General features: G+C 40.9%; 21 protein-coding genes, 1 pseudogene and 2 riboswitches. Of the genes and pseudogenes, 17 read left to right on the plus strand and 5 right to left on the minus strand.

The annotated features are described in order from the left end of the window. Positions 1-180: 180 nt before the first annotated feature. The 3 genes from deoD (at position 181) to ACQKFG_RS07800 (ending at position 3,618) form a co-directional block, all read left to right on the plus strand. The gene (gene deoD, locus ACQKFG_RS07790) at positions 181-885 is read left to right on the plus strand and encodes a purine-nucleoside phosphorylase (RefSeq protein ID WP_076366058.1); all 705 of its coding nucleotides are present in this window, start codon (positions 181-183) and stop codon (positions 883-885) included. 271 nt (positions 886-1,156) lie between these two features. After that, positions 1,157-2,614, plus strand: a complete 1,458-nt coding sequence (locus ACQKFG_RS07795) for a S41 family peptidase (RefSeq protein ID WP_349728209.1) — start codon at positions 1,157-1,159, stop codon at positions 2,612-2,614. Positions 2,615-2,730: 116 nt separating this feature from the next. After that, on the plus strand, positions 2,731-3,618 hold the full coding sequence (locus ACQKFG_RS07800) for an LCP family protein (RefSeq protein ID WP_427557595.1): 888 nt from the start codon (positions 2,731-2,733) through the stop codon (positions 3,616-3,618). 158 nt (positions 3,619-3,776) lie between these two features. Here ACQKFG_RS07800 and mtnA read toward each other — a convergent pair whose 3' ends face one another. The 3 genes from mtnA to ACQKFG_RS07815 all read right to left on the minus strand — a co-directional run bounded on the left by mtnA (position 3,777) and on the right by ACQKFG_RS07815 (position 7,126). Further along, positions 3,777-4,823 carry an S-methyl-5-thioribose-1-phosphate isomerase gene (gene mtnA / locus ACQKFG_RS07805; RefSeq protein ID WP_342614033.1) on the minus strand — a complete coding sequence of 349 codons (1,047 nt, stop codon included), beginning with the start codon at positions 4,821-4,823 and terminating at the stop codon, positions 3,777-3,779. Between the two features lie 14 nt (positions 4,824-4,837). Further along, positions 4,838-6,040 carry an S-methyl-5-thioribose kinase gene (gene mtnK, locus ACQKFG_RS07810; RefSeq protein ID WP_427557598.1) on the minus strand — a complete coding sequence of 401 codons (1,203 nt, stop codon included), beginning with the start codon at positions 6,038-6,040 and terminating at the stop codon, positions 4,838-4,840. A 78-nt stretch (positions 6,041-6,118) separates the two neighbouring features. After that, a riboswitch (SAM riboswitch) is annotated at positions 6,119-6,272 on the minus strand. Between the two features lie 71 nt (positions 6,273-6,343). Beyond that, complete coding sequence (locus ACQKFG_RS07815; protein WP_192205155.1) at positions 6,344-7,126, minus strand: carbon-nitrogen family hydrolase; 783 nt, start codon at positions 7,124-7,126, stop codon at positions 6,344-6,346. A 99-nt stretch (positions 7,127-7,225) separates the two neighbouring features. Between ACQKFG_RS07815 and ACQKFG_RS07820 the strand changes: the two genes are divergently transcribed. From ACQKFG_RS07820 to ACQKFG_RS07850, 7 genes and pseudogenes are all read left to right on the plus strand, one after another. After that, positions 7,226-8,398: a pyridoxal phosphate-dependent aminotransferase gene (locus ACQKFG_RS07820; protein ID WP_427557601.1), complete on the plus strand. Its 1,173-nt coding sequence runs from the start codon at positions 7,226-7,228 to the stop codon at positions 8,396-8,398. A 133-nt stretch (positions 8,399-8,531) separates the two neighbouring features. Then, a riboswitch (SAM riboswitch) is annotated at positions 8,532-8,682 on the plus strand. Positions 8,683-8,787: 105 nt separating this feature from the next. Beyond that, positions 8,788-10,020 (plus strand): 2,3-diketo-5-methylthiopentyl-1-phosphate enolase, encoded by a 1,233-nt coding sequence (gene mtnW / locus ACQKFG_RS07825; RefSeq protein WP_342614030.1) that lies wholly within the window; start codon positions 8,788-8,790, stop codon positions 10,018-10,020. A 5-nt stretch (positions 10,021-10,025) separates the two neighbouring features. After that, positions 10,026-10,685, plus strand: coding sequence for a 2-hydroxy-3-keto-5-methylthiopentenyl-1-phosphate phosphatase (locus ACQKFG_RS07830; RefSeq protein ID WP_349728218.1), 660 nt, complete (start codon positions 10,026-10,028; stop codon positions 10,683-10,685). Next, a complete protein-coding gene (locus tag ACQKFG_RS07835) occupies positions 10,682-11,311 on the plus strand; it encodes a methylthioribulose 1-phosphate dehydratase (RefSeq protein ID WP_427557606.1) in 630 nt (209 codons plus the stop codon). Before ACQKFG_RS07830 ends, ACQKFG_RS07835 begins: the two co-directional genes overlap by 4 nt. 24 nt (positions 11,312-11,335) lie before the next feature. Next, positions 11,336-11,869: a cupin domain-containing protein gene (locus ACQKFG_RS07840; RefSeq protein WP_048686713.1), complete on the plus strand. Its 534-nt coding sequence runs from the start codon at positions 11,336-11,338 to the stop codon at positions 11,867-11,869. Between the two features lie 761 nt (positions 11,870-12,630). Further along, a complete protein-coding gene (locus tag ACQKFG_RS07845) occupies positions 12,631-13,557 on the plus strand; it encodes a CobW family GTP-binding protein (RefSeq protein ID WP_342614027.1) in 927 nt (308 codons plus the stop codon). Positions 13,558-13,623: 66 nt separating this feature from the next. Then, positions 13,624-13,770, plus strand: a pseudogene (locus tag ACQKFG_RS07850) (DUF2188 domain-containing protein); the annotation flags it as partial. A 57-nt stretch (positions 13,771-13,827) separates the two neighbouring features. Here ACQKFG_RS07850 and ACQKFG_RS07855 read toward each other — a convergent pair. Further along, positions 13,828-14,070, minus strand: coding sequence for a DNA alkylation repair protein (locus tag ACQKFG_RS07855; protein WP_076366082.1), 243 nt, complete (start codon positions 14,068-14,070; stop codon positions 13,828-13,830). A gap of 109 nt (positions 14,071-14,179) precedes the next feature. Here ACQKFG_RS07855 and ACQKFG_RS07860 point away from each other — a divergent pair, with 109 nt between their 5' ends. The 6 genes from ACQKFG_RS07860 to ACQKFG_RS07885 all read left to right on the plus strand — a co-directional run bounded on the left by ACQKFG_RS07860 (position 14,180) and on the right by ACQKFG_RS07885 (position 19,272). After that, positions 14,180-14,449, plus strand: a complete 270-nt coding sequence (locus tag ACQKFG_RS07860) for a hypothetical protein (protein WP_369619248.1) — start codon at positions 14,180-14,182, stop codon at positions 14,447-14,449. A 117-nt stretch (positions 14,450-14,566) separates the two neighbouring features. Continuing rightward, positions 14,567-15,529: a WD40 repeat domain-containing protein gene (locus ACQKFG_RS07865; RefSeq protein ID WP_427557611.1), complete on the plus strand. Its 963-nt coding sequence runs from the start codon at positions 14,567-14,569 to the stop codon at positions 15,527-15,529. Positions 15,530-15,534: 5 nt separating this feature from the next. Further along, on the plus strand, positions 15,535-16,221 hold the full coding sequence (locus ACQKFG_RS07870) for a response regulator transcription factor (RefSeq protein ID WP_098369359.1): 687 nt from the start codon (positions 15,535-15,537) through the stop codon (positions 16,219-16,221). Further along, the gene (locus ACQKFG_RS07875) at positions 16,218-17,633 is read left to right on the plus strand and encodes a sensor histidine kinase (RefSeq protein ID WP_349728220.1); all 1,416 of its coding nucleotides are present in this window, start codon (positions 16,218-16,220) and stop codon (positions 17,631-17,633) included. Before ACQKFG_RS07870 ends, ACQKFG_RS07875 begins: the two co-directional genes overlap by 4 nt. Before the next feature lie 19 nt (positions 17,634-17,652). Further along, a complete protein-coding gene (locus ACQKFG_RS07880; protein ID WP_427557615.1) occupies positions 17,653-18,090 on the plus strand; it encodes a FixH family protein in 438 nt (145 codons plus the stop codon). A 447-nt stretch (positions 18,091-18,537) separates the two neighbouring features. Next, positions 18,538-19,272, plus strand: a complete 735-nt coding sequence (locus tag ACQKFG_RS07885) for a CAP domain-containing protein (RefSeq protein WP_427557618.1) — start codon at positions 18,538-18,540, stop codon at positions 19,270-19,272. Between the two features lie 167 nt (positions 19,273-19,439). Here ACQKFG_RS07885 and ACQKFG_RS07890 read toward each other — a convergent pair whose 3' ends face one another. Beyond that, positions 19,440-19,907, minus strand: coding sequence for an Hsp20/alpha crystallin family protein (locus ACQKFG_RS07890; protein WP_192205145.1), 468 nt, complete (start codon positions 19,905-19,907; stop codon positions 19,440-19,442). Between the two features lie 159 nt (positions 19,908-20,066). Between ACQKFG_RS07890 and ACQKFG_RS07895 the strand changes: the two genes are divergently transcribed. Then, a complete protein-coding gene (locus ACQKFG_RS07895; protein ID WP_427557621.1) occupies positions 20,067-20,840 on the plus strand; it encodes an SDR family oxidoreductase in 774 nt (257 codons plus the stop codon). Positions 20,841-20,901 lie beyond the last annotated feature (61 nt).

Genomic DNA, 20,901 nt, shown 5'->3' on the forward strand with positions numbered 1-20,901 from the left:
AAAAAAGACGGCGGACCTCCGCCGTTTTGTTTGCGGTTTAGAGTAAGGGTGCAATAAGTCATTTCGTGATTTCCAGTTTTTCAAGTTCTAGGATAAGGTTCAATTTTCCTAACTTGTGGTTGATATGGTATAGTAGTTTTTGAATATCATTCAACCACAAGTTAAGGAGGACATAGTCGTATGAGCGTACATATTGGTGCAAAAGAAAATGAAATTGCGGAAACGGTCTTACTACCAGGGGACCCATTGCGTGCAAAATATATTGCTGAAACATTTTTAGAGGATGCTAAACTTTATAATGAAGTTCGAAACATGTTTGGATATACAGGGACATATAAAGGGAAACGAATTTCAGTACAAGGTACTGGCATGGGTGTTCCATCCATTTCCATTTACGTGAATGAATTGATGAATAGCTATAATGTCCAGAAGCTGATTCGTGTGGGAACTGCAGGAGCGATTCAAAAAGATGTAAAAGTCAGGGATGTGATCCTTGCCATGAGTGCTTCCACTGATTCCCAAATGAACCGCATGACTTTCGGCGGGGTGGACTTTGCCCCAACAGCAGATTTCGAATTATTAAGAAAAGCTTATGACGCCGGCACGGCTAAGGGCTTGCAATTGAAGGTCGGTAATGTATTTACGGCCGATCAGTTTTATAACGATAATAGTGAATTGGAAAAATGGGCAAAATACCAAATACTTGCAATAGAAATGGAATCAGCTGCCCTATACACGCTTGCCGCTAAATTTGGCCGCCAAGCTTTATCTGTATTAACCATTTCCGATCACATTTTAACCGGTGAGGAAACGACGTCGGATGAGCGCCAGTCAACTTTTAACGAAATGGTTGAGGTGGCATTGGAAGCAGCTATCAAGGATTGATAATTGGAGGTAAATGTCAGGCGGGTTACCAGGAATAAGTGATGCAGTATAATGACGCTTTATTCCTTGGTATCCGTATTTTTATTATGTCGGGAGCTGGCTGTTGCCCTTGGAGCTTTCTCTATATTAACGTTTGCGAAGAGGTAAAAAAATACATATGGTCATAAATTGTTATTTTTGATAACTATTATTTTTCGATTGGCATGAAAGCTGATAAAATAGGAATGAAATCGTTTATATCGTCATGAAGAATGAAAGTGGTGAGGCTTCAGTGGAAGAAGAAAATCAAAAACAGCCAAAAGAGGCAGGGAAATTCATTAAAATAAAGAAGTTTACATTCATTATGGGGATTTTCTTAGTCATATTTCTAACTGCAGGGATTACTACAATAGCCTTGACCTTTGGAGATGAAAAAGTAGAGTCATTAGCACCGGATAAACATTCGGAATTTGAAAAGCTGTATTCTACATATGATACGATAAAAGACAACTATTATGAAGAGATTGATCAAGATAAGCTGGTTGACGGGGCAATTAATGGAATGATCAAAGCATTGGATGATCCCTACTCTGCTTATATGGATAAAAAGGAAGCATCGAGTTTCCATGAGAGCATCTCTTCATCTTTTGAAGGAATCGGTGCCGAGATTCAGGAGCAGGATGGACAAATCATGGTCGTCTCACCGATAAAAGGGTCCCCAGCAGAAAAAGCAGGGGTAAAACCGAATGATATCATTTTAAGTGTCGACGGTAAAAGCGTTGAAGGACTAAGCTCTTCTGAAGCTGTCTTGAAAATCAGGGGCAAAAAGGGAACGAAAGTGAATTTATCCATCTCAAGAGCTGGTGAGCCGGAACCGATGGAGCTCACCATTAAACGGGATACAATTCCGATTGAAACGGTATATGCGGAAATGCTTGATGATGGAGTTGCAAAAATTCAAGTGACCAGTTTTTCCGAACATACAGTCCAAGAGCTGAAAACGGCGCTTGAAGAAATGTCGAAGAAGGACATGAAGGGGCTCGTATTGGATTTGCGCGGAAACCCAGGGGGACTTCTTGACCAAGCAATAGAAATGGCGAGCCTGTTCATACCTAATGGGAAAGTGGTCCTTCAAGTTGAGGAGCGCAGCGGGAAAAAAGAAGTTTATAAATCGAAGAATGATGGAGAACTGAAAATTCCGGTAGTCGTGTTGATTGATGACGGAAGTGCCAGTGCTTCTGAAATCGTTGCAGCGGCTGTCAGTGAGTCTGCGGACATTCCATTGATCGGTGTCAAGTCATTTGGGAAGGGGACAGTTCAGACTGCCCAAGACTTTGAAGATGGATCTAACTTTAAATATACGGCAGCTAAATGGTTGACACCTGAAGGCAATTGGATTCATAAGAAAGGGATCAAGCCGGATATTAATGTAAAGCTTCCTGATTATGCCAGCCTTCCGTACATTTCACCTGATAAGGAATTAAAAGCATCCGATTCTTCGAGTGAAGTGAAAGCGGCTGAAGAGATGCTGAAGGAAGCAGGCCATGATCCAGGAAAGATAGATGGATTTTTTGATGAAGCAACCACAAATGCGGTCATAGCGTTCCAGAAGGAACAAAAAATTAAAGAAACTGGGACAATTAAAGATGATACTACCGTGAAATTAATGCAGGTCATCCGCGAGAAGATCCTTAAAAACGACACACAGGTGAAAAAGGCAGTAGAAGTATTAAAGAAAGAAATTAAATAAATGATTATGCACGAAAAGCCTGTCAGCGATATCGTTGACAGGCTTTTTTGTCGTTAAATGCATAAAATTCCATTATTAGACAGATAATAGGGATAATTTTCCGATGAGGTGAGGCAATGAAAGAAAAGGTATTCTTCATATATCTATTGATCTTGATTCTGGCAGGCTGCACTTATGCCCCTTTACCCAAACAAAATGGAAATGCAGGTACGGAAAAAAAACTTACCAAAGAAGACGACCAGGAAAGCGTGAAAACATTTCTGTTAATCGGTGTTGATACAAGGGGAGAGCAAAAATCTCGATCAGATGCGCTTATATTGGCAAAATACTTTCCTGAGCAGGAGAAACTGAAGCTGGCTTCCATCATGCGTGATAGTTATGTGAAAATGCCCGGGAATAAATCAGGATATAACAAAATAAATGCAGCTTATTATTATGGTGGAAGGGAACTGCTTAAGAAAACCATACAGGAGAATTTCGATATCAAGGTCGATCATGTAGCGGTAATCGACTTCCAGGGATTTGTGCAAATGGTCGATTTACTTGCCCCTGATGGGGTAGCGGTGAATATAGATCAGGAAATCATTGATGATATGAGCATTCAAGCAAGTGTTGGCAAAAATGTTTTACATGGTGAGGAAATATTGAAATATGTCCGTTTTAGGCATGACGAAGAAAGTGATTTTGGAAGGGTGGAGCGTCAACAAGAAGTCATGGTTCAATTAAAAACAGCGTTCGTAAATCAAATCTCATCCTTCGAAGGGATGGCAGCCCTTCCTAGTATCATCGAACAAGGAATCTCGTACCTGGATACAGATATTGGTCTGAAAACATTAATGGAAATGGGTCCAAAAGTCGTCTTCCATACACCGGACACCGTCGAAACCTTAAGGGTTCCAGTGGAAGGAAGCTTTAAAGATGAAATATATCCCCAGTCCGGAGCGGTTTTGCAAATAGATTTCACTAAAAATAAAAAGGCACTTCGGGAGTTCTTTTCAAAATAATAAGAACTATTATGGAAACAACCTTATATTAAGTGAAAATGTTCGAATTCACTTGAATTATTGTATTATAGACCTCGTAAGAATAATCATAATCATCTATAAAAAACGAGAGGGATAAAAATCCTTCTCGTTTTTTATCACCAATAAAGGAACCTGGATCAATTAACAAAATGCGGAATGTTTTTAATGAAATCCGGTGTTATGATACCGTTTTCGGTAATGATGCTCGTAATAAGATGATTTGGTGTAACGTCAAAGGCTGGATTGAAAGTCTTCACGTTTTCCGGAGCGATCCTTACACCTTGAATAGAGGTGATTTCCGCTTCATTCCGTTCTTCGATCGGGATGGATGTGCCTGATTTGATGGAAAGGTCGAATGTGCTTGATGGTGCGGCCACATAAAAGGGGATGCCAAAGTGCTTGGCTAATATGGCCAATCCCAATGTCCCGATTTTATTGGCTGTATCTCCATTAGCCGCAATCCTGTCGGCCCCGACGATAATTCCATTTATTCGTTTCTGGTGAATTGTATGTGCAGCCATATTATCTGAAATTAAGGTGACATCAACCCCCGCTTGCATCAATTCCCAAGCCGTCAAACGCGCACCTTGCAGGACAGGCCTGGTTTCACATGCATATACTTTTAACGGAAAGTCCCTTTCTTTAGCCAGGTGGAAAGGAGCCAAGGCTGTGCCATACCGAGCTGTGGCAATTCCCCCAGCATTGCAATGGGTTAGTATGGAATCTCCTCTAGTGAATAAGGTTAAACCATGTTCCCCGATTTTCCTGCACATTTCTTCATCTTCAGCAAAGATGGCTTTAGCCTCCGATACAAGTGCTTCCTTTGCAGCTGAAATGCTTTGCGCAGCATGCAAGGTGTTCTCCATCCTCCTTAACGCCCAAAAAAGGTTTACTGCAGTTGGCCTTGAAGAGGCGAGTTTTTCAATATGCCTCGTTACATTTCTCTTGAAATCCCCTAATTCAGCGGTTGTTTCCTGTTTGGCACCAAGTGCAACACCAAATGCTGCCGTCAGTCCAATTGCTGGCGCACCGCGAACTTTTAATGTCAAAATGCTGTCATATACATCATTAACTGAATGAAGTTCAATAAATTCAGTTATGGAAGGTAGGGCTTGTTGATTTAATAATGTAATATGGGTATCATCCCAGTGTACCGAATAGGGTAAGGGTGCTAGTGTAGTCATTTGCAGGGCTCCTTTTAAATGGTTGAATAAGATGGAAGTGTACGTTGCTTCAACGCTTCAATGACAGTTGGAACATCTAATTCATCCCGTTTTTTAATTAAAAATGCACCAATTTCCAACGTTGCCGTTTTGGCAGCAATCCTTATCTCTTTATTTTCAATGACGTTTAAATCGGCAACATGGGAAAGGCCGATGGTTCGCCGAATCAGTTCACAGCCGGCAAAACCGAAGGCATCTTTTTTGAATTTTGTCAGTAAGTAAGGCAGATAACCTTTCACACGGCGGAATGGGCTTTTATTTTGACCTTCCCATAAGTCGGTATATGTTTCTTCAAAGGCATTCCAAAATTCATGAAGGTGTGTGAAGATCTCTTCCTTTCCAGCGCCATTGCGTGTGACTGCCTGGAAGAGAAGGTTGGCGGTGTATTGACCAAGGTCAAAACCAACAGGTCCATAAAAAGCGAATTCCGGATCAATAACCTTTGTTTCAGTTTCACTTGCAAATATACTTCCAGTATGTAAATCTCCATGAAGTAAGGCTTCCTGCTCGGTTTCAAAGCTTTGTTTCAGCTTAGCGACCTCAAGTATCACTTCTTGATCATTCCAGATATTTTTGGCGGCATCAGTCAATTCCACCTCGAAGTCTCCTGGGAGTTCCTCAAAAAATGGATCCGTAAAAATAAAGACCTCAGTGATTTTGCAGAGTTCTGGATTCGTGAAATGTCGGGCCACTTCCTTTTTCGCAGATGGTTCTAGATGATAATCGGATGTATAAAATGCCGCCTTCGCAACAAACTCACCAATATGCTGTGAAAGCAATGGATATGAATCGCCATCGATCAACCCTGTTCTAACGATTTTCAAGTGAGATAAATCCTCCATGACCGTGATGGCAAGCTGTTCATCCGAATAATAGACTTGCGGTACGAATTCAGGGCAATAACTTCTGAAATGAATCAGTGCATTCGCTTCAATGGCAGCCCTTTTCAATGTCAGCGGCCAGCTTTCACCAAGTACCTTGGCATAAGGGACCGCTTGTTTGATGATTATTCCTTTATTTGTGTGTGTGTCTGTAACATGAAAAACATAATTTAAGTTTCCATCGCCGATTTCTTTACACTTTAAACTTGCATCCGCATTGACCAACCCAAGTTTTTTTGCAAGGCTTATAGCTGTTTCGTTTGTCAATCTCTTAAAATTTGAATGGTTTTGAGTCATTCTTTTTCCCTCCAGATTCAAAATAAGAATAAAAAAGCCTCTTTCATATAGAAAGAGGCAGAAGTTTTGGCTTCGGACCTCTTATCTTCCAGAAAATGAATTCTGGTGGAATTAGCACCGTGCTCTGTGGATTTTATAATCCGGCGGTGAATCCGCCCCATTTCACAATGGTATTACAGTCGGTTGCTGGGCTTCATAGGGCCTTTATCCCTCAGCCTGCTCTTGATAAGAGTGAATGTTTTCTGAAATTTTAATCTTCGGGAAAATAATAACAACCTTTTGAATAGTTTGTCAATGGGTAAATTAATAAAAATCAGGGCGGCGATCTTCGAATACAGGTATTTTGTTTCGGGCATCCGTAACTTTATTGAAATCCAAGGTGCCTGTCAAGAGTTCGTTTCCTTCTCCGGCTTCACTAATGAGATTCCCCCATGGATCAATAATCAAGGAATGACCAGCAAATGTATTATTGACATCCGAACCTGAACGATTAACGGCTACAACATAGGCTTGGTTCTCGATGGCACGGCTAATCAATAAGGCTCTCCAGTGATCGAGTCTCGGCTTTGGCCATTCCGCCGTTACGAATAGAACTTCGGCACCTTGAACGGTATGGGCACGCTGCCATTCAGGGAAACGGATGTCATAACAAATGAATCCAGCACATATTTTTTCATCAAGAGTAAATAAACCATCTTTTTCTCCTGGCTGCAGGAAATGATGTTCATCCATTAACTGAAATAAGTGAAGCTTATCATATTCTTTAATGAGATTCCCATGTTTATCAATGATGATCATCGTGTTATAGATTCCCTTGCTTGTCTTTTTCGCGATGGAACCGCCTATGATGTGAATTTGGTGTTTTTGTGCCTGTGTTTTTAAAAATTCAATCGTTTTTTCTGCCTCGTGATCAGCAATCTCATTTAACCTGGTCAAGTCGTATCCTGTTGTCCAAAGCTCCGGTAAAATGACGATATCGGGTTCTGACCGTGCTGCTTTTTCCAACCATTGTTCTGCAACCTGAAAATTGATATCCGGTTGACCAAAAGCTATATCCATTTGAATACAAGCTATTTTCCATTTCATCGATTAAAACCTCCACATGTAAAAAATGCTTTACAAGACTATGATAAACATATATCATTTGTGACTAGAATTTCAAGAAATTTCAGAGAAGGTGTATAAATGGTGCAATTCGAAAAATCCGGCCAGCTTCAGGACCTGCCCAAGCAGTTTTTTGCTTCACTAGTCGCAAAAGTCAATGCAATCACGGAGCAAGGATATGATGTCATTAATTTAGGCCAGGGAAACCCTGATCAGCCGACGCCAGAACATATCGTGAAAAGTTTGCAGTCGGCCGCTGAAAAAACGATTAATCATAAATATTCGCCATTCCGGGGACATCAATATTTAAAAGATGCTGCCGCCGTCTTTTATGAACGAGAATACGGTGTCAAGCTGGATCCGAATAGTGAAGTGGCGATTCTCTTCGGGGGGAAGGCAGGTCTTGTCGAACTGCCGCAGTGTTTATTGAATCCAGGTGATACGATCCTTGTTCCAGATCCCGGCTATCCCGATTATCTTTCCGGAGTTGTTTTAGCCCGGGCAAAGACCGAACTCATGCCTCTGACAGAAGAAAATGATTTTCTTCCGAAATATGATGACATACATAAAGAAGTACTTGATAAAGCCAAAATGATGTTCTTGAACTATCCGAATAATCCCACAGGTGCTTCTGCAACTGATAGTTTCTTTGATGAAACCGTCACCCTCGCAAAAGAGCATTCCATTTGTGTGGTCCACGATTTCGCTTATGGCGCGATCGGATTCGAAGGAAAAAAACCGATAAGCTTTCTCCAATCGGAGGGAGCGAAGGATGTTGGAATAGAAATATACACACTATCGAAAACATACAATATGGCAGGATGGAGAGTCGGCTTCGCAGTGGGGAATAAGAGTGTAATAGAAGCTCTTGAACTATTACAAGACCATCTTTATGTGAGTCTTTTCCCGGCGATACAAGAAGCTGCGGCAAGTGCTTTGCTTGATTCGCAGAGCTGTGTAGAGAAGTTAGTGCAGATGTACGAAAGACGAAGGGATGTTTTCATTGAGGGATTGAGGGCAATCGGCTGGGATGTCAAAGCGCCTGCGGCATCGTTTTTTGCCTGGCTCAAGGTACCTAATGGTTTTACGTCAGAGAGTTTTGCAGACTATTTATTAACGCATGCCCACGTAGCTGTTGCCGCAGGGAATGGATTCGGTGAAATTGGCGAAGGTTACGTCAGGGTAGGGCTGCTGACCTCGGAAGAACGACTTGAAGAGGCTGTGGAACGAATACGTAAATTAAACTTATTTTAACGATCGATTGAGATATCCGATTTATTCACCGTTAAAATAGTTAAAACTTATTGACAAAGTAGGGATTACCTGTCAGAATACAAAATAAATTCTTAATCTTTCGATACTTGAATGCAATTTATATATCAGCGTTTTCTTATTTTGAGCAGGTGGAGGGACTAGCCCTATGAAGCCCAGCAACCGACCGTAATTCCATTGTAAAATGGGGCGGAATTCTTCGCCGGATTTCTGAAATCCACAAGGCACGGTGCTAATTCTTGCAGCCAATGGCTGGGAGATAAGAAGATGGCTTTTTAAAGCCTCTTCTTTATGAAGGGGCTTTTGCCATTTTGAGACCATTTCAGGTTAATGACATCGAGAGTTTACTAACGTGTTATAGGAGTGATCAGATGAGCGAGATAGTCGCTACTTATTTAATTCATGACTTCACTGGAAATCATGAGAAAAAAGCAGAGAGCATTGCCCTAGGTTTGACTGTCGGGACATGGACGGACCTGCCACATTTAGTCCAGAAACAACTGGAAAAACATAAGGGGCGCGTTGTATCGGTGACACCACTTTCTGAAGAAGAGAGGGCAAACAGCTACTTTAATCGTAAAGTATACCGTTCGCTTATTAAAATTGCCTATCCGGCAGGGAATTTTTCCATTGATTTACCTGCAATCCTCACGACTGTCTTCGGCAAACTTTCATTGGACGGAGAAATAAAACTCATCGATCTGGATTTTGTCGGTGATATTCAAAAAGCTTTTCCCGGACCGCAATTTGGCATTGGAGGCATAAGGGAGAAGATTGGCGTATTTAACCGGCCCCTGGTAATGAGCATCTTTAAAGGTGTATTAGGAAGAGACCTGACATTCCATAACGAGCAACTGAGACAACAAGCATTAGGGGGCGTCGACCTAGTTAAAGATGATGAGATCCTCTTCGACCAGGAACTGACTCCATTTTTCGATAGAATAAAAACGGGAAAAAGAATATTGAATGAAGTCCATGAAACCACTGGCCACCGTACTTTATATGCTGTCAATCTATCAGGGAAAACATTTGAATTACTGGATAAGGCAGAGCAGGCGGCTGAAGCAGGGGCAGATGCCTTATTGTTCAACGTTCATACATATGGTTTGGATGTATTGCAGGCCTTGAGTGAACATGATCGTATCAAGTTGCCGATCATGGCGCACCCCGCCTTTAGCGGGGCATTGGCAGCTTCATCATTTTATGGGATCGGCTATCCATTATTACTTGGTAAATTAGTAAGGTTATCAGGTGCGGATTTATCCTTGTTCCCATCCCCTTATGGAAATGTCGCACTTGAAAAAAAGGAGACCTTGGCGATTGCTGAAGCTCTGACAAAAGATGAACTTTCATGGAAAAAAGCCTTCCCTGTTCCTTCTGCAGGCATTCATCCGGGCATGGTTCCGGACCTGATCAAGGATTTTGGCCTCGATAGCGTGATTAATGCAGGAGGGGGAGTTCACGGGCACCCTGACGGAGCAGAAGGCGGGGCCAAGGCTTTCCGTTCTGCTGTGGAAGCCGTACTAGCAGGAAAGGACCTATCTGAAGCGGCTGCTGAGGAAGAAACACTAAAAAAAGCTCTTGTGTTATGGGGAGGCCTATAAGAATAATGAAACCGATCATCTTTTGTGACTTTGACGGAACGATCACCAACACGGATAATATCATTTCCATCATGAAAAAATTTGCTCCTCCGGAATGGGAAACGTTGAAAGACGGTATCCTCCAGCAAAAAATCAGTATATCTTCAGGAGTTGGGGAGATGTTTTCACTGCTTGATAGTGGCATGAAGGATGACATCATCCAATATGTAAGAAAGACGGCCGGCATTCGTCCAGGGTTTTATGAATTCGTTGAGTATACGAAACAAGCCAACATCCCTTTATATATAGTAAGCGGGGGCATGGATTTTTTCATTGCACCGCTTTTAAATGATATCTTGCCAACAGAGTCCGTTTATTGCAACCAAGCATTTTTTGATAAGGAAAAGATTTATATTGAGTGGCCGCATGATTGTGATGATCAATGTAATAATGATTGCGGTTGCTGCAAGCCATCCATTATGCGGGAAATAGCGGGGGCGGAAGATTTTAAATTCGTTATTGGAGACTCAGTAACGGATTTTGAAGCGGCCAAACAGGCCGATTTTGTCATAGCCCGTGACATACTGCTTGAAAAATGCGAAAGGGAAGGAATTCCACATCAAGGGTTTGAAACATTTTTTGATGTAATTGACATTTTAAAGCGGCAGGAGGCGGTTAAAGCGTGAACAATCATTCTAAAGAATGGCGGGAGTTGGCAGATATTAAAGCTGAACTGGCCAAAAGGGATTGGTTTATGGGAACGAGCGGGAACCTGTCCATCCGCGAGCCCAAAAGCGCTTTCTTTTATATTACGGCAAGCGGTAAGGATAAAAGGAAGCAAACGGATTCGGACTTTTTACTGGTGGATTTAAAAGGAAAACCAGTTGAAGAAACGAACCTAAGACCATCGGCCGAGACTTTACTTCATACAGTCATTTACCGGAAAACCAATGCGAACTGTGTACTCCATGTCCATACTGTTGAAAATAATGTGATATCAGAATTGTACGGAGATGAAGGCCAGGTTTCCTTTCGTAACCACGAAATCATTAAAGCGACCGATCGGTGGGAGGAAGATTCGGAGCTTCGGATTCCAATCATATATAATCATGCTGACATTCCGCTGTTATCCGATAAGTTCAAGCCACATGTCGAAGCAGACTCTGGCGCGGTGCTGATCCGTAATCATGGCATTACGGTTTGGGGTAAAAGCGGACTCGAAGCAAAAAGAATACTTGAAGCTTGCGAATTTTTATTTCAATACCAACTATTGCTTAATCAACAAAAGGCGTTTGCAGATTCTTTAAGATAAACACTCATAGAGGAGGAATGAATGATGGCGACGATCAGATTCCATGAAACAAACGAGGTTATTGAAAACGGTGAACAGGTAAAGGGATTTTTAGAAACACAAGGGGTTATTTATGAACAATGGGACATTTCTAAATTACCGGCCCATCTTGTGGAAAAATACGATTTAACAGATGCTGACAAGGAGGAAATCCTTGTAACATTCCAATCAGAGATAGCGGAAATCTCTGAAAGAAGAGGTTATAAAGCGCATGATATCATCACATTATCAGATGCAAATCCGAACTTGGATCAAATGCTTGAAAACTTTAAGCAGGAACATCACCATGAAGATGATGAAGTGCGTTTCATAGCAGGCGGTACTAGTATCTTTGCCATAGAAGGCAATGATAAACAGTGGTTTGATGTACGTCTTAATCCAGGCGATCTTATTAGTGTACCAGAATCAACAAGACATTATTTCACGCTCGCAGAAGATCGGAAAACTGTTGCTGTCCGTATTTTCGTTACAGCGGCAGGATGGGTGCCGATTTACGAAAAAGACGAAGTTCAAGCATAATCATTGTTGAAAAACCAGCTTACGGGCTGGTTTCTGTTTGTAAACAAAAGGGAAGTCGGAATGGTCTCACCTAACCTTGATTTTTTAAAAAAACATGATTAATCCTTTGTGTTTTTTCTATTTTATAGGAAAGAAATCTCGCAAGATTAAAGAAAATTGCGACACTCCTACCGAATAACTGGCTTGCCGAGATCTCACAGAAGCTTGCGCCGAAGAGGCCTGTCAGACAGTCAGCGGAAAGGGAGCGGATTTCTGAAATCAACTGACCTTTTTAAATAAAACACTTTAGGCAAATTGAGTTTTCATAGAGTTTGCCTAAAGTCTGTAACCACGAAGATGGACTCCGTGATTTCAGTTTGGCAACAAAATGGTGTTCGGAGTCCGAATAGTGAGATGAAGGTCATAAAATCTCATGACCGCTCGAATATAGTACTCCGGTCTTAATAGTTTTATAGTCTAATCCTTATTCGATTGAAGAAAATTGCGACACCCCTGCCGAATAACTGGCTAGCCGAGACCCCACAGACGCTTGCGTCGAGGAGGCTCGGAAGACAGTCGGCGGAAAGGGAGCGGATTTCTGAAATCGACTTGACGTTTTTATATAAAAAACTGCAGTCGAATTCGCTTTTCTTCGAATTTGTCTATGTTTGAAACCAGCTTACAGGCTGGTTTTTTATGTCGATCCGGCAAGTGCTTTAGTAAGATAAGTATGATAAAATTTAACGGAATCGAATTTAACCGGATCATAGGAGCAGATAAGAATGAAAACAACCGAAGTGTACATATTGGGCGGCTTTCTCGGCAGTGGGAAAACGACGCTTCTTCGAAATATTTTAAAACAGGAAAGTGAAGCGGGTAGAAAAGTGGCCGTGCTGTTAAATGAGCTCGGCAGTGTATCGGTTGACAGCGGACTCATTGGTGATGGAGTGCCTCTTAAGGAGCTGTTTGACGGGTGCATTTGCTGCACAATTCAAGATAAACTAGAGGTTCAGCTCCATGAATTGTTAACGGAAAATGAACTGGATGCGGTTTATATTGAAACGACGGGCGCAGCTCATCCAGTTGAAGTATTGGATGGCATCATGTCGCCGATCTTCGCCAAAAGGCTGGAGTATAAAGGAATTATCACGGTCGTCGATTTATTAAGGTGGCGTGATCGGGAGGAACTGTCTCCGCAGCTTCGGCAGTTGCTTGCCGAGCAAATCCACCATGCCGATTTCATATTATTGAATAAAGTGGATTTGGTAAGTGAGATGGATGCCGCACAGCTGATATATACGATACAGGCACTGAATCCGGATGCTGTATGTTTATTGACGGAGTATGCAGCCGTATCCTTGGCAACATTGCAGCAAATGCAAAGAAAACGGCATAATGGCCATCAAAAGCTTGATGTACATGACCATTTGCATTTAACTGCAGTCGTTCATACATTCGAAGGTGCCGTGGCACAAACCGACTTTGAAGAGTGGCTTAGGGCTTTGCCGGAAACGGTCTATCGGATGAAAGGATACATTTCCTTTACACATTCACAATACCCCCATTTATTCCAATATTCATACGGAATGCCGATGTATATGAATGAAATGATGAAAATGCCATTGAATATCGTCATAATCGGGGAAAAGTTGGATAAGGAAATGTTGATCGGTCAGTTGAAAGCTTTGGAATTGAAAGCTGCCCGATAAAAGTTTACCGCCCATTAAAGAAGGGAAACATAAAAAGGAGACATTCTTATCAAGGAGGCGGTTTTAGTGCCATGGAATAAGAACGATTACCCAAACTCGATGAAGAATCTAGATAAAGATGTAAGGGAAAAGGCTATAGAAATCGCCAATGCATTATTGGATGAAGGATATGAGGATGGAAAAGCCATTCCAATCGCCATAGACCGCGCTAAGATGTCGGTAGGAAAAGATTGAAAAAATGGTCAGACCCATTTAGGGGTCTGACCATTTTTATTGTTGCATTCCAAAGGCGGCAAATGTCTTTTCGTCTTCTATCAATCCGCAAGCAGCACATTGAACCCGAACTTCAGGACCATTATAGGCTAGATGGAATGGCTGAAGGGAATCGTTCGAATATTGTTCAATGATCTCACCTGACTGCGGATCCTTTTTAATGGGGGTCGCTACTTGCTGAATGAGATTGAAGCGAGATTTATTTGTCCGGCAATTCGGGCAGCGGTATACTTGAGACATTGTACTCACTCCTTTTTTGAATTTTAAAAAGCGTGATCGTATTATTAAGATAGTCTTTACAAACTTGAACATTAATATGTATAAATTAGTAATGGATGGAAGGGATAATATGAAAGAAAATATCAGGCAAGAAGAATTACTGATGGCTTATTTAAGCATATGGAATAATCGTAAGATGACCAATGATGGAGATGGAAGGGAAGTGTTGTCGGAACTCATCCGCCGTGAGCTTTTGGATGAAAATGCCCATCCCCGTGCCCGAAAACCAGTATTGGAGAAATTTTACCTCTGTATTAAACGAGTGATGGAATCATCGCTTTCAGAAGAAATGAAAAATGCGATCGTCATGGCCTATATCACTGAATTGGAAAGCTTATGATTTCCGAGGTGTTACGGATGCTTGTTAGCAAATATTCTTTTCAGCTTCATACTTTTTTCACAAATCATTGTTAAAATCTTTAAAAAATAGATATTTAATGAATAAGGAGCTTAGAATATGAAGTGGGGCATTGGGCTTTTTCTTGCCATCGTACTGCTTACTGGGTGTAATAGCGGTAATGCATTTACTAAAATCAATAAAAATGAATCTTTCCTGGCGACTGTCAATATCAAGGATACCTCACTTACTTTCATAGATGAAAACTATCATCCATTTGCAAAATGGGATATTTCAGAACCATTCACCGGAGCCCTGCTCCTGGCAGACAAAGATACTCTCCTGCTTTATGGAAAAGAAATGGAGAAAGTCCAAGTGTACTCTTTATCAGCAGGAAAGTTGATAAACAGTTGGGAAATTGGCAAAGGGATCGTTAATATGCAGTTGTTACGTGATGGAAAAAGCATCGTGGCGGTCAACCAATCGAATCAATCCATTTATTTTTTAAATACAGATGGAGAGAAACAGGATATTGTCAAGGTTGGTAAAAGACCCCTGACCGTTCTTCAAGGGGTGCAAGAGAATCGTTTGTATGTTATTAATTTTGGTGATACCAAATGTTCTGTGATAGACCTTGAAACGAAAAAGGTCGATTTTGAATTTCCCGTACATAGTTCCAGCACAGGCACATTATTAAGGGAAGAAAAGGATGAAATATGGATCGGAGGACACGGTGATGGGGACAAAGTGGAAGAAGATCTATATATTTATTCGGCAAAAACTGGAGAGTTGAAGAATAAGCTTAAGGCTCCAACCATGCCGATAAAGTTCCTTGAAAATGCTGAAGGCATATTTGTCCTTAGTCATGGTACAAGCTCTTTATATAAATTGAATGATCAATATGAAGTAGTGAAAAGCAAAGTGGTCGGCGTTAACCCCTTTGAAATGGCGAACTTCAACGAAGATGTGATCGTGGCGGGTTATGATAGTGATGAAGTGTATGTAATGGATGCTGGAACAGTCGATGTTAAAAAAACGATCAAAGTCGGCGAAGGTCCGTTCCAATTGATGTTGAGGGAGTAGATGACATGCATGTTTATACCATTTTAGTCGTGGATGATGAGGAGGATATGCGAAATCTAGTTGAAATGTATTTGCTGAACTCAGGTTATCGATGCCTTCAAGCTGCGAATGGAAAAGAAGCTATTAGTATGGTTGAAACAGAGGAAGTGGATTTAATCCTATTGGATATCATGATGCCAGGTATGGATGGTTTCTCCGTTTGTGAAGAAATTCGAGAAAATTGGGAAATCCCTGTGATATTTGTCAGTGCGAAAGGTGAAGAATGGGATAAGGTGAAAGGGCTGAAGCTTGGCGGCGACGATTATATCGTCAAACCGTTCAATCCAGGAGAATTGGTCGCAAGGGTCGAAGCGGTATTGCGAAGGACAGGGAAATTATCATTGAATGAAGAGAGTCAAAACCACGTCCGGTTCGGTAAAATTAGCTTGAACTTACAATCCAGAACGGTTTTGGTCGAAGGGAAGCCGATCAATTTAACTTTGAAGGAATTCGAATTGCTGTTATTCCTCATGCGTCATAAAAGCCAGGCACTCAGTCGTGAACAACTGCTTGAAAATGTATGGAGCGGGGAGTATGGAGGATCTTTACGTACAGTGGATACCCATATCAAAACGTTACGAATGAAATTACGAGCGGCCGATTACATTCAAACCGTCTGGGGAATCGGTTATAAGATAGAGGAAAAGAAATGATCAATAAATGGCGGACCCTTTCTTTTAAATTATGGCTCACCATCATCACCGCCATCATCCTATCCGTGCTGTTCGCTTATTCACTTTCTCAATATTATTATAAAAATCTATATGTGGAGAAGCTTAAAACAGATTTAGTCAATGAAGCGTCATTGCTAGGGGCGGATTACTCCGGCGGTGAAATCAGTGAAGATTTCAAGGAAAAAGTTGAATGGTTTAACAGTAAGAATGACAGCGAGATCTTTGTCGTCAACAATCCCAGGGAATTGAGTGCCTGTCTGCCTTTTGAAATCAATTATGACACCCTTATTTCTGAAGAAGAACGGCAAATGCTTTTAGATGGGAAAGCCGTTGAAAAAGAGGGATATGAGAAAAGGTTTGAAAAGAACATCGTAGCGGCGATCATACCCCTGATTGACGAAAATCGGCTCGAAGGTATCATCTATACATATATTCCTGTAGATTCCATTACGGTCTTACTTAAGGAATTTGCCGCAAAATGGTTGGCGGCCGTTCTATTATTTTTGATTGTAGCGATTTTGTTTACTACGAAATGGTTGAAAAAGCTAGTCAGTCCGATTAAGGAAATCGAGACTGCAGCCCATCGTGTCTCAGAGGGGAATTATGACATACAGGTCGAGGTAAGGAGTCAGGATGAAATAGGGAAACTGGCAATGGCCTTTAATGATATGGCCAATTCCATCCAAATGGAAGAAGAAAGAAAAAAGGAATTTCTTGAAAATGTTGCACATGAACTCAGAACTCCGCTTAGTTACGTAAAGGGCTACACGCAGGCTATATTGGATGGTGTCGTGAAAAATGATGAAGAGCAACGGAAATACCTTCAACTCATTTCAAGGGAGGCTCTTAGGCTGCAGCGGCTTGTCGGAGATCTGATGGACTTATCAAAAATGGAAAGTGATCCATTCTTGTTAAATAAAACCCCGATTGCCTATGCGCAATTCATTGAAGACGTACTAGTGAAATATGAACCGATAATAAAAGAAAAGCATTTGGGCTTGCAGCTAGATCTGGATCCAGACCCGATTATTTTTGGGGATGAAGGAAGGATGGAACAGATCCTGCACAACATTATTGATAATGCCATTCAGTACACGGATTCCGGAGGGGCGATCCATATTGCCCTAATTCAGCATAAAGATGATTGCGAACTGCTGGTTACTGATACGGGTAATGGGATTCCGGAAGCCGATCTGCCATATATCATGAATCGTTTTTACCGAGTGAACAAGGCACGCAGCCGTTTTGATGGCGGGTCAGGGCTTGGACTGTCCATTGTCAAAAAATTGGTGGAAATACAAAATGGTAAAATCGAAATAGAAAGCAAGGAAAAAAGGGGAACAACAGTTAGGGTCATCCTACCGATTATAAAAGAAGAATGGAATTCATAAAAAGGGGATACGTTCAAAAATGAAAAAAATCATGTTATTTTGCATGGCGTTAATTTTTTTGGCTGGATGCGGCAAGGAAGAGGAAATTCCGAAACTGTTAAATGTCGATTTAGCTGTCGATCCAATTCAGGGTAAAGTGAATGAGCCTGTGAAATTTCAGGCAAAAGTAACATATGGGGACGAAGCCGTGACAGATGCGGATGATGTCAGTTTTGAAATTTGGCTTGCGAATAGCGATAATCATGAAAAAATCGCAGTGAAACATAAAGGGAACGGCATATATGAATTGGAAAAGAATTTTGATGAAGAAGGAACCTACTATGTATATGCCCATGTAACGGCAAGGGATATGCACAACATGCCAAAGAAAGAATTCGTAATAGGAAAACCAAGCACTCCTGAACAAAATGACGAAAAAAAGGAAATGGACGAGATGAATGATGAAGAAATGAAATGAAGAATGTACGATCGAAATCAAGACAATTCGGGTTTAAAACCGGATTGTTTTTTTTGTTTGGAAAAATGTTCAAGACAATAGGGGGGAATGACGAAATGTCGAAGTTAAACCGAAAAATTTGTAACATAAAAGTAAAGAAAGTCATAAAAAGCAGGTTGGAAATGATATGTCAAATAAAATTTATTAGTATTCAATGGAAATGGTTCTATGTAACTACCATTGACAAGAAATAAATGGGAAAATATGAGTATTTATACTACTGGCAGAAACATAGATTGTTAAAGCATTTTTGCAAGAGTACTCTGAAACTTGAATCATAAATATATTTTCATTCCCTTCCTGTGAATTTGATGGAAATTGATGGAGCCATTATTACAAAAAACGCATGTTATGATGATTCCAGAAGCAAAGCACAACAAAAAACGAACATCACAGGAGGAATTACGAATGAAAAAGAAAATGTTTATGTCAGCAGCAGCGGCTGCAGCTATTATATTCACAGGAGTAGGAGCTAACCAAGCTGAAGCAGCCAACTGTGATACTGTGAAACAAGTAACTTTTAAATCTACTAATAAAGAGGATATGCAAAAAGCCCTTAACCAATACCTAGCTAAATACAATATGACTTTACCTGCAGCGCAGGCACAACAAACGCCAGCTCAAAAACCAGTTCAAACGCCAGCTCAAAAACCAGTTCAAAAACCAGTTCAGCAAGAAGCTGGAACAACGAACCAAGCAAAACCTGAAGCAAAACCAGTTACACCTAATAAATCAACTGATGAAAAACAAGAGACAAGCTCTGAATTAAGTGCTTTTGAACAACAAGTTGTTAAATTAACTAATGCAGAACGTGAAAAACAAGGTTTGGCAGCTCTTAAAATTGACACTGAGTTGAGCAAAGTTGCACGTATTAAGTCTCAAGACATGAAAGATAAAAACTACTTTGATCACAATAGCCCTACTTACGGCTCACCATTCGATATGATGAAACAATTCGGAATCAGCTATACAACAGCTGGCGAAAACATCGCACAAGGTCAACAAACACCTGAAGAAGTTGTACAAGCTTGGATGAATAGCCAAGGACACCGTGAAAACATCATGAACCCTAGCTTTACTCATATCGGAGTAGGTTATGTAGAATCTGGTAACTACTGGACTCAACAATTCATCGGAAAATAATAGATTAATAGAAAAGAGCTTCCCATTGATATGGGGTGCTCTTTTTTTTGCGGGAATGCATCATTCCATTCCATGAAATAAAATACATCGAAATCTAAAAAGGGTTGGGACCAAGAAAATAACAGGAACCGCACTTTATTATCAGCGAGGTCCCGGTGTGTAGCAGCTTATATCTCGGATACATCGATTTCTGAATACTGGGTATTGAAACTTTTCTGAAGACGTATTTCCAATGTTGATTCTTTATATTGGGCCGATGCCCCTTTTTTCTTAACAAGTGCGGGGAGTGTAATGACATGCCGATCTGACTCTTCAGGAATCCCCTCGATGATGGATTGGTTAGATGTATGGTAAAGTTTCATTTTTTTTAACCAAGATTCATCTTCTATGGGAATTCTTACAAAGACATATAAGTGGGTATCAAATACTTCTGCATGTAAAGGAAGTTCAGATCTGGCATTTACTTGTGAGCCGCCATCATTTTTTTGGTTCATCATACCTTGCATATTGTCAGGGATGACTTGTGAAAATACTTTTTCGATGAACGATTGTACATCACTTTGCTGCATATTTTTCATGAATTCATTCTGGTTCGAGTTATTCTTAAAAGAAAAAAGTGAATTCCAGGGAAACATATTGGATTCCTCTCTCCTGCTTTTGGTCTGACAGGTTTATTTGTTATATTTTATGCAGTTAAAGCCCATAGGTTCTTTTTTATAATTACTAAATTATCGAAAATGGAATAAACTTATGTATAATTAAGTAAAATCCATTAGATAAAGAGGGTAAAGCCTGTGGATGACAAAGTAGCTTTTATTACTGGTGGAGCAACGGGAATCGGCAAAAGGATGGCACTTTCACTCGCGGATAATGGAATGTCCATTATCATTACTTATCGAAAAAGTAAAAAGGCAGCTTTAGCATTAGTGGATGAATTACAGGATAAGTACCATGTTAAGGCAATTGCGATTCAAGGTGACTCGTCGAATGAGGAGGATTGCCTGAATATTTTACAAAAGATTTCGGAGTCATTTGGCCATGTTGATATTTTCATTCATAATGCAGGGCCATATATGCATGATCGTAAGCCCATGACTGAATATGGCAGTGATGAATGGAAATACATCATCGATGGAAATTTAAATGGTTTTTTCTATTTTGCGAAAGAGCTTATTCCACAAATGCGCAGTAGAAACTGGGGTAGAGTCATTACGTTGGGGTTTGAACGGTGTGAAACTGCACCAGGTTGGATCTATCGTTCTGTTTTTGCTGCTGCCAAGAGCGGCTTGACCTCCTTGACAAGAACTTTAGCTGCCGAAGAAGCTGCACATGGCATCACCGTGAATATGGTTTGTCCCGGTGATATCGTAGGTGACTGGAAAGAGGAGGAAATAAGGGTCGCGAGAGAAGAAAAGGATGATACGGTTCCAGTCGGCAGACCGGGAACAGGGGAAGATATAGCGAGGGTCATCACGTTCCTTTGTGATGAAAAATCAGATTTCATTACCGGCAGCATCATACCGGTAACAGGCGGTAAGGATGTTCTTGGGAAAATATATAAAGCCTAGTGGTTTAGGGGTTTAATTCAGAATGAAAAAGGGTGGGGCCGGTATAATCCAGCCCCACCTT

This window comes from Peribacillus sp. NPDC076916 (assembly GCF_050269675.1).
GTDB lineage: Bacteria > Bacillota > Bacilli > Bacillales > DSM-1321 > Peribacillus > Peribacillus aracenensis.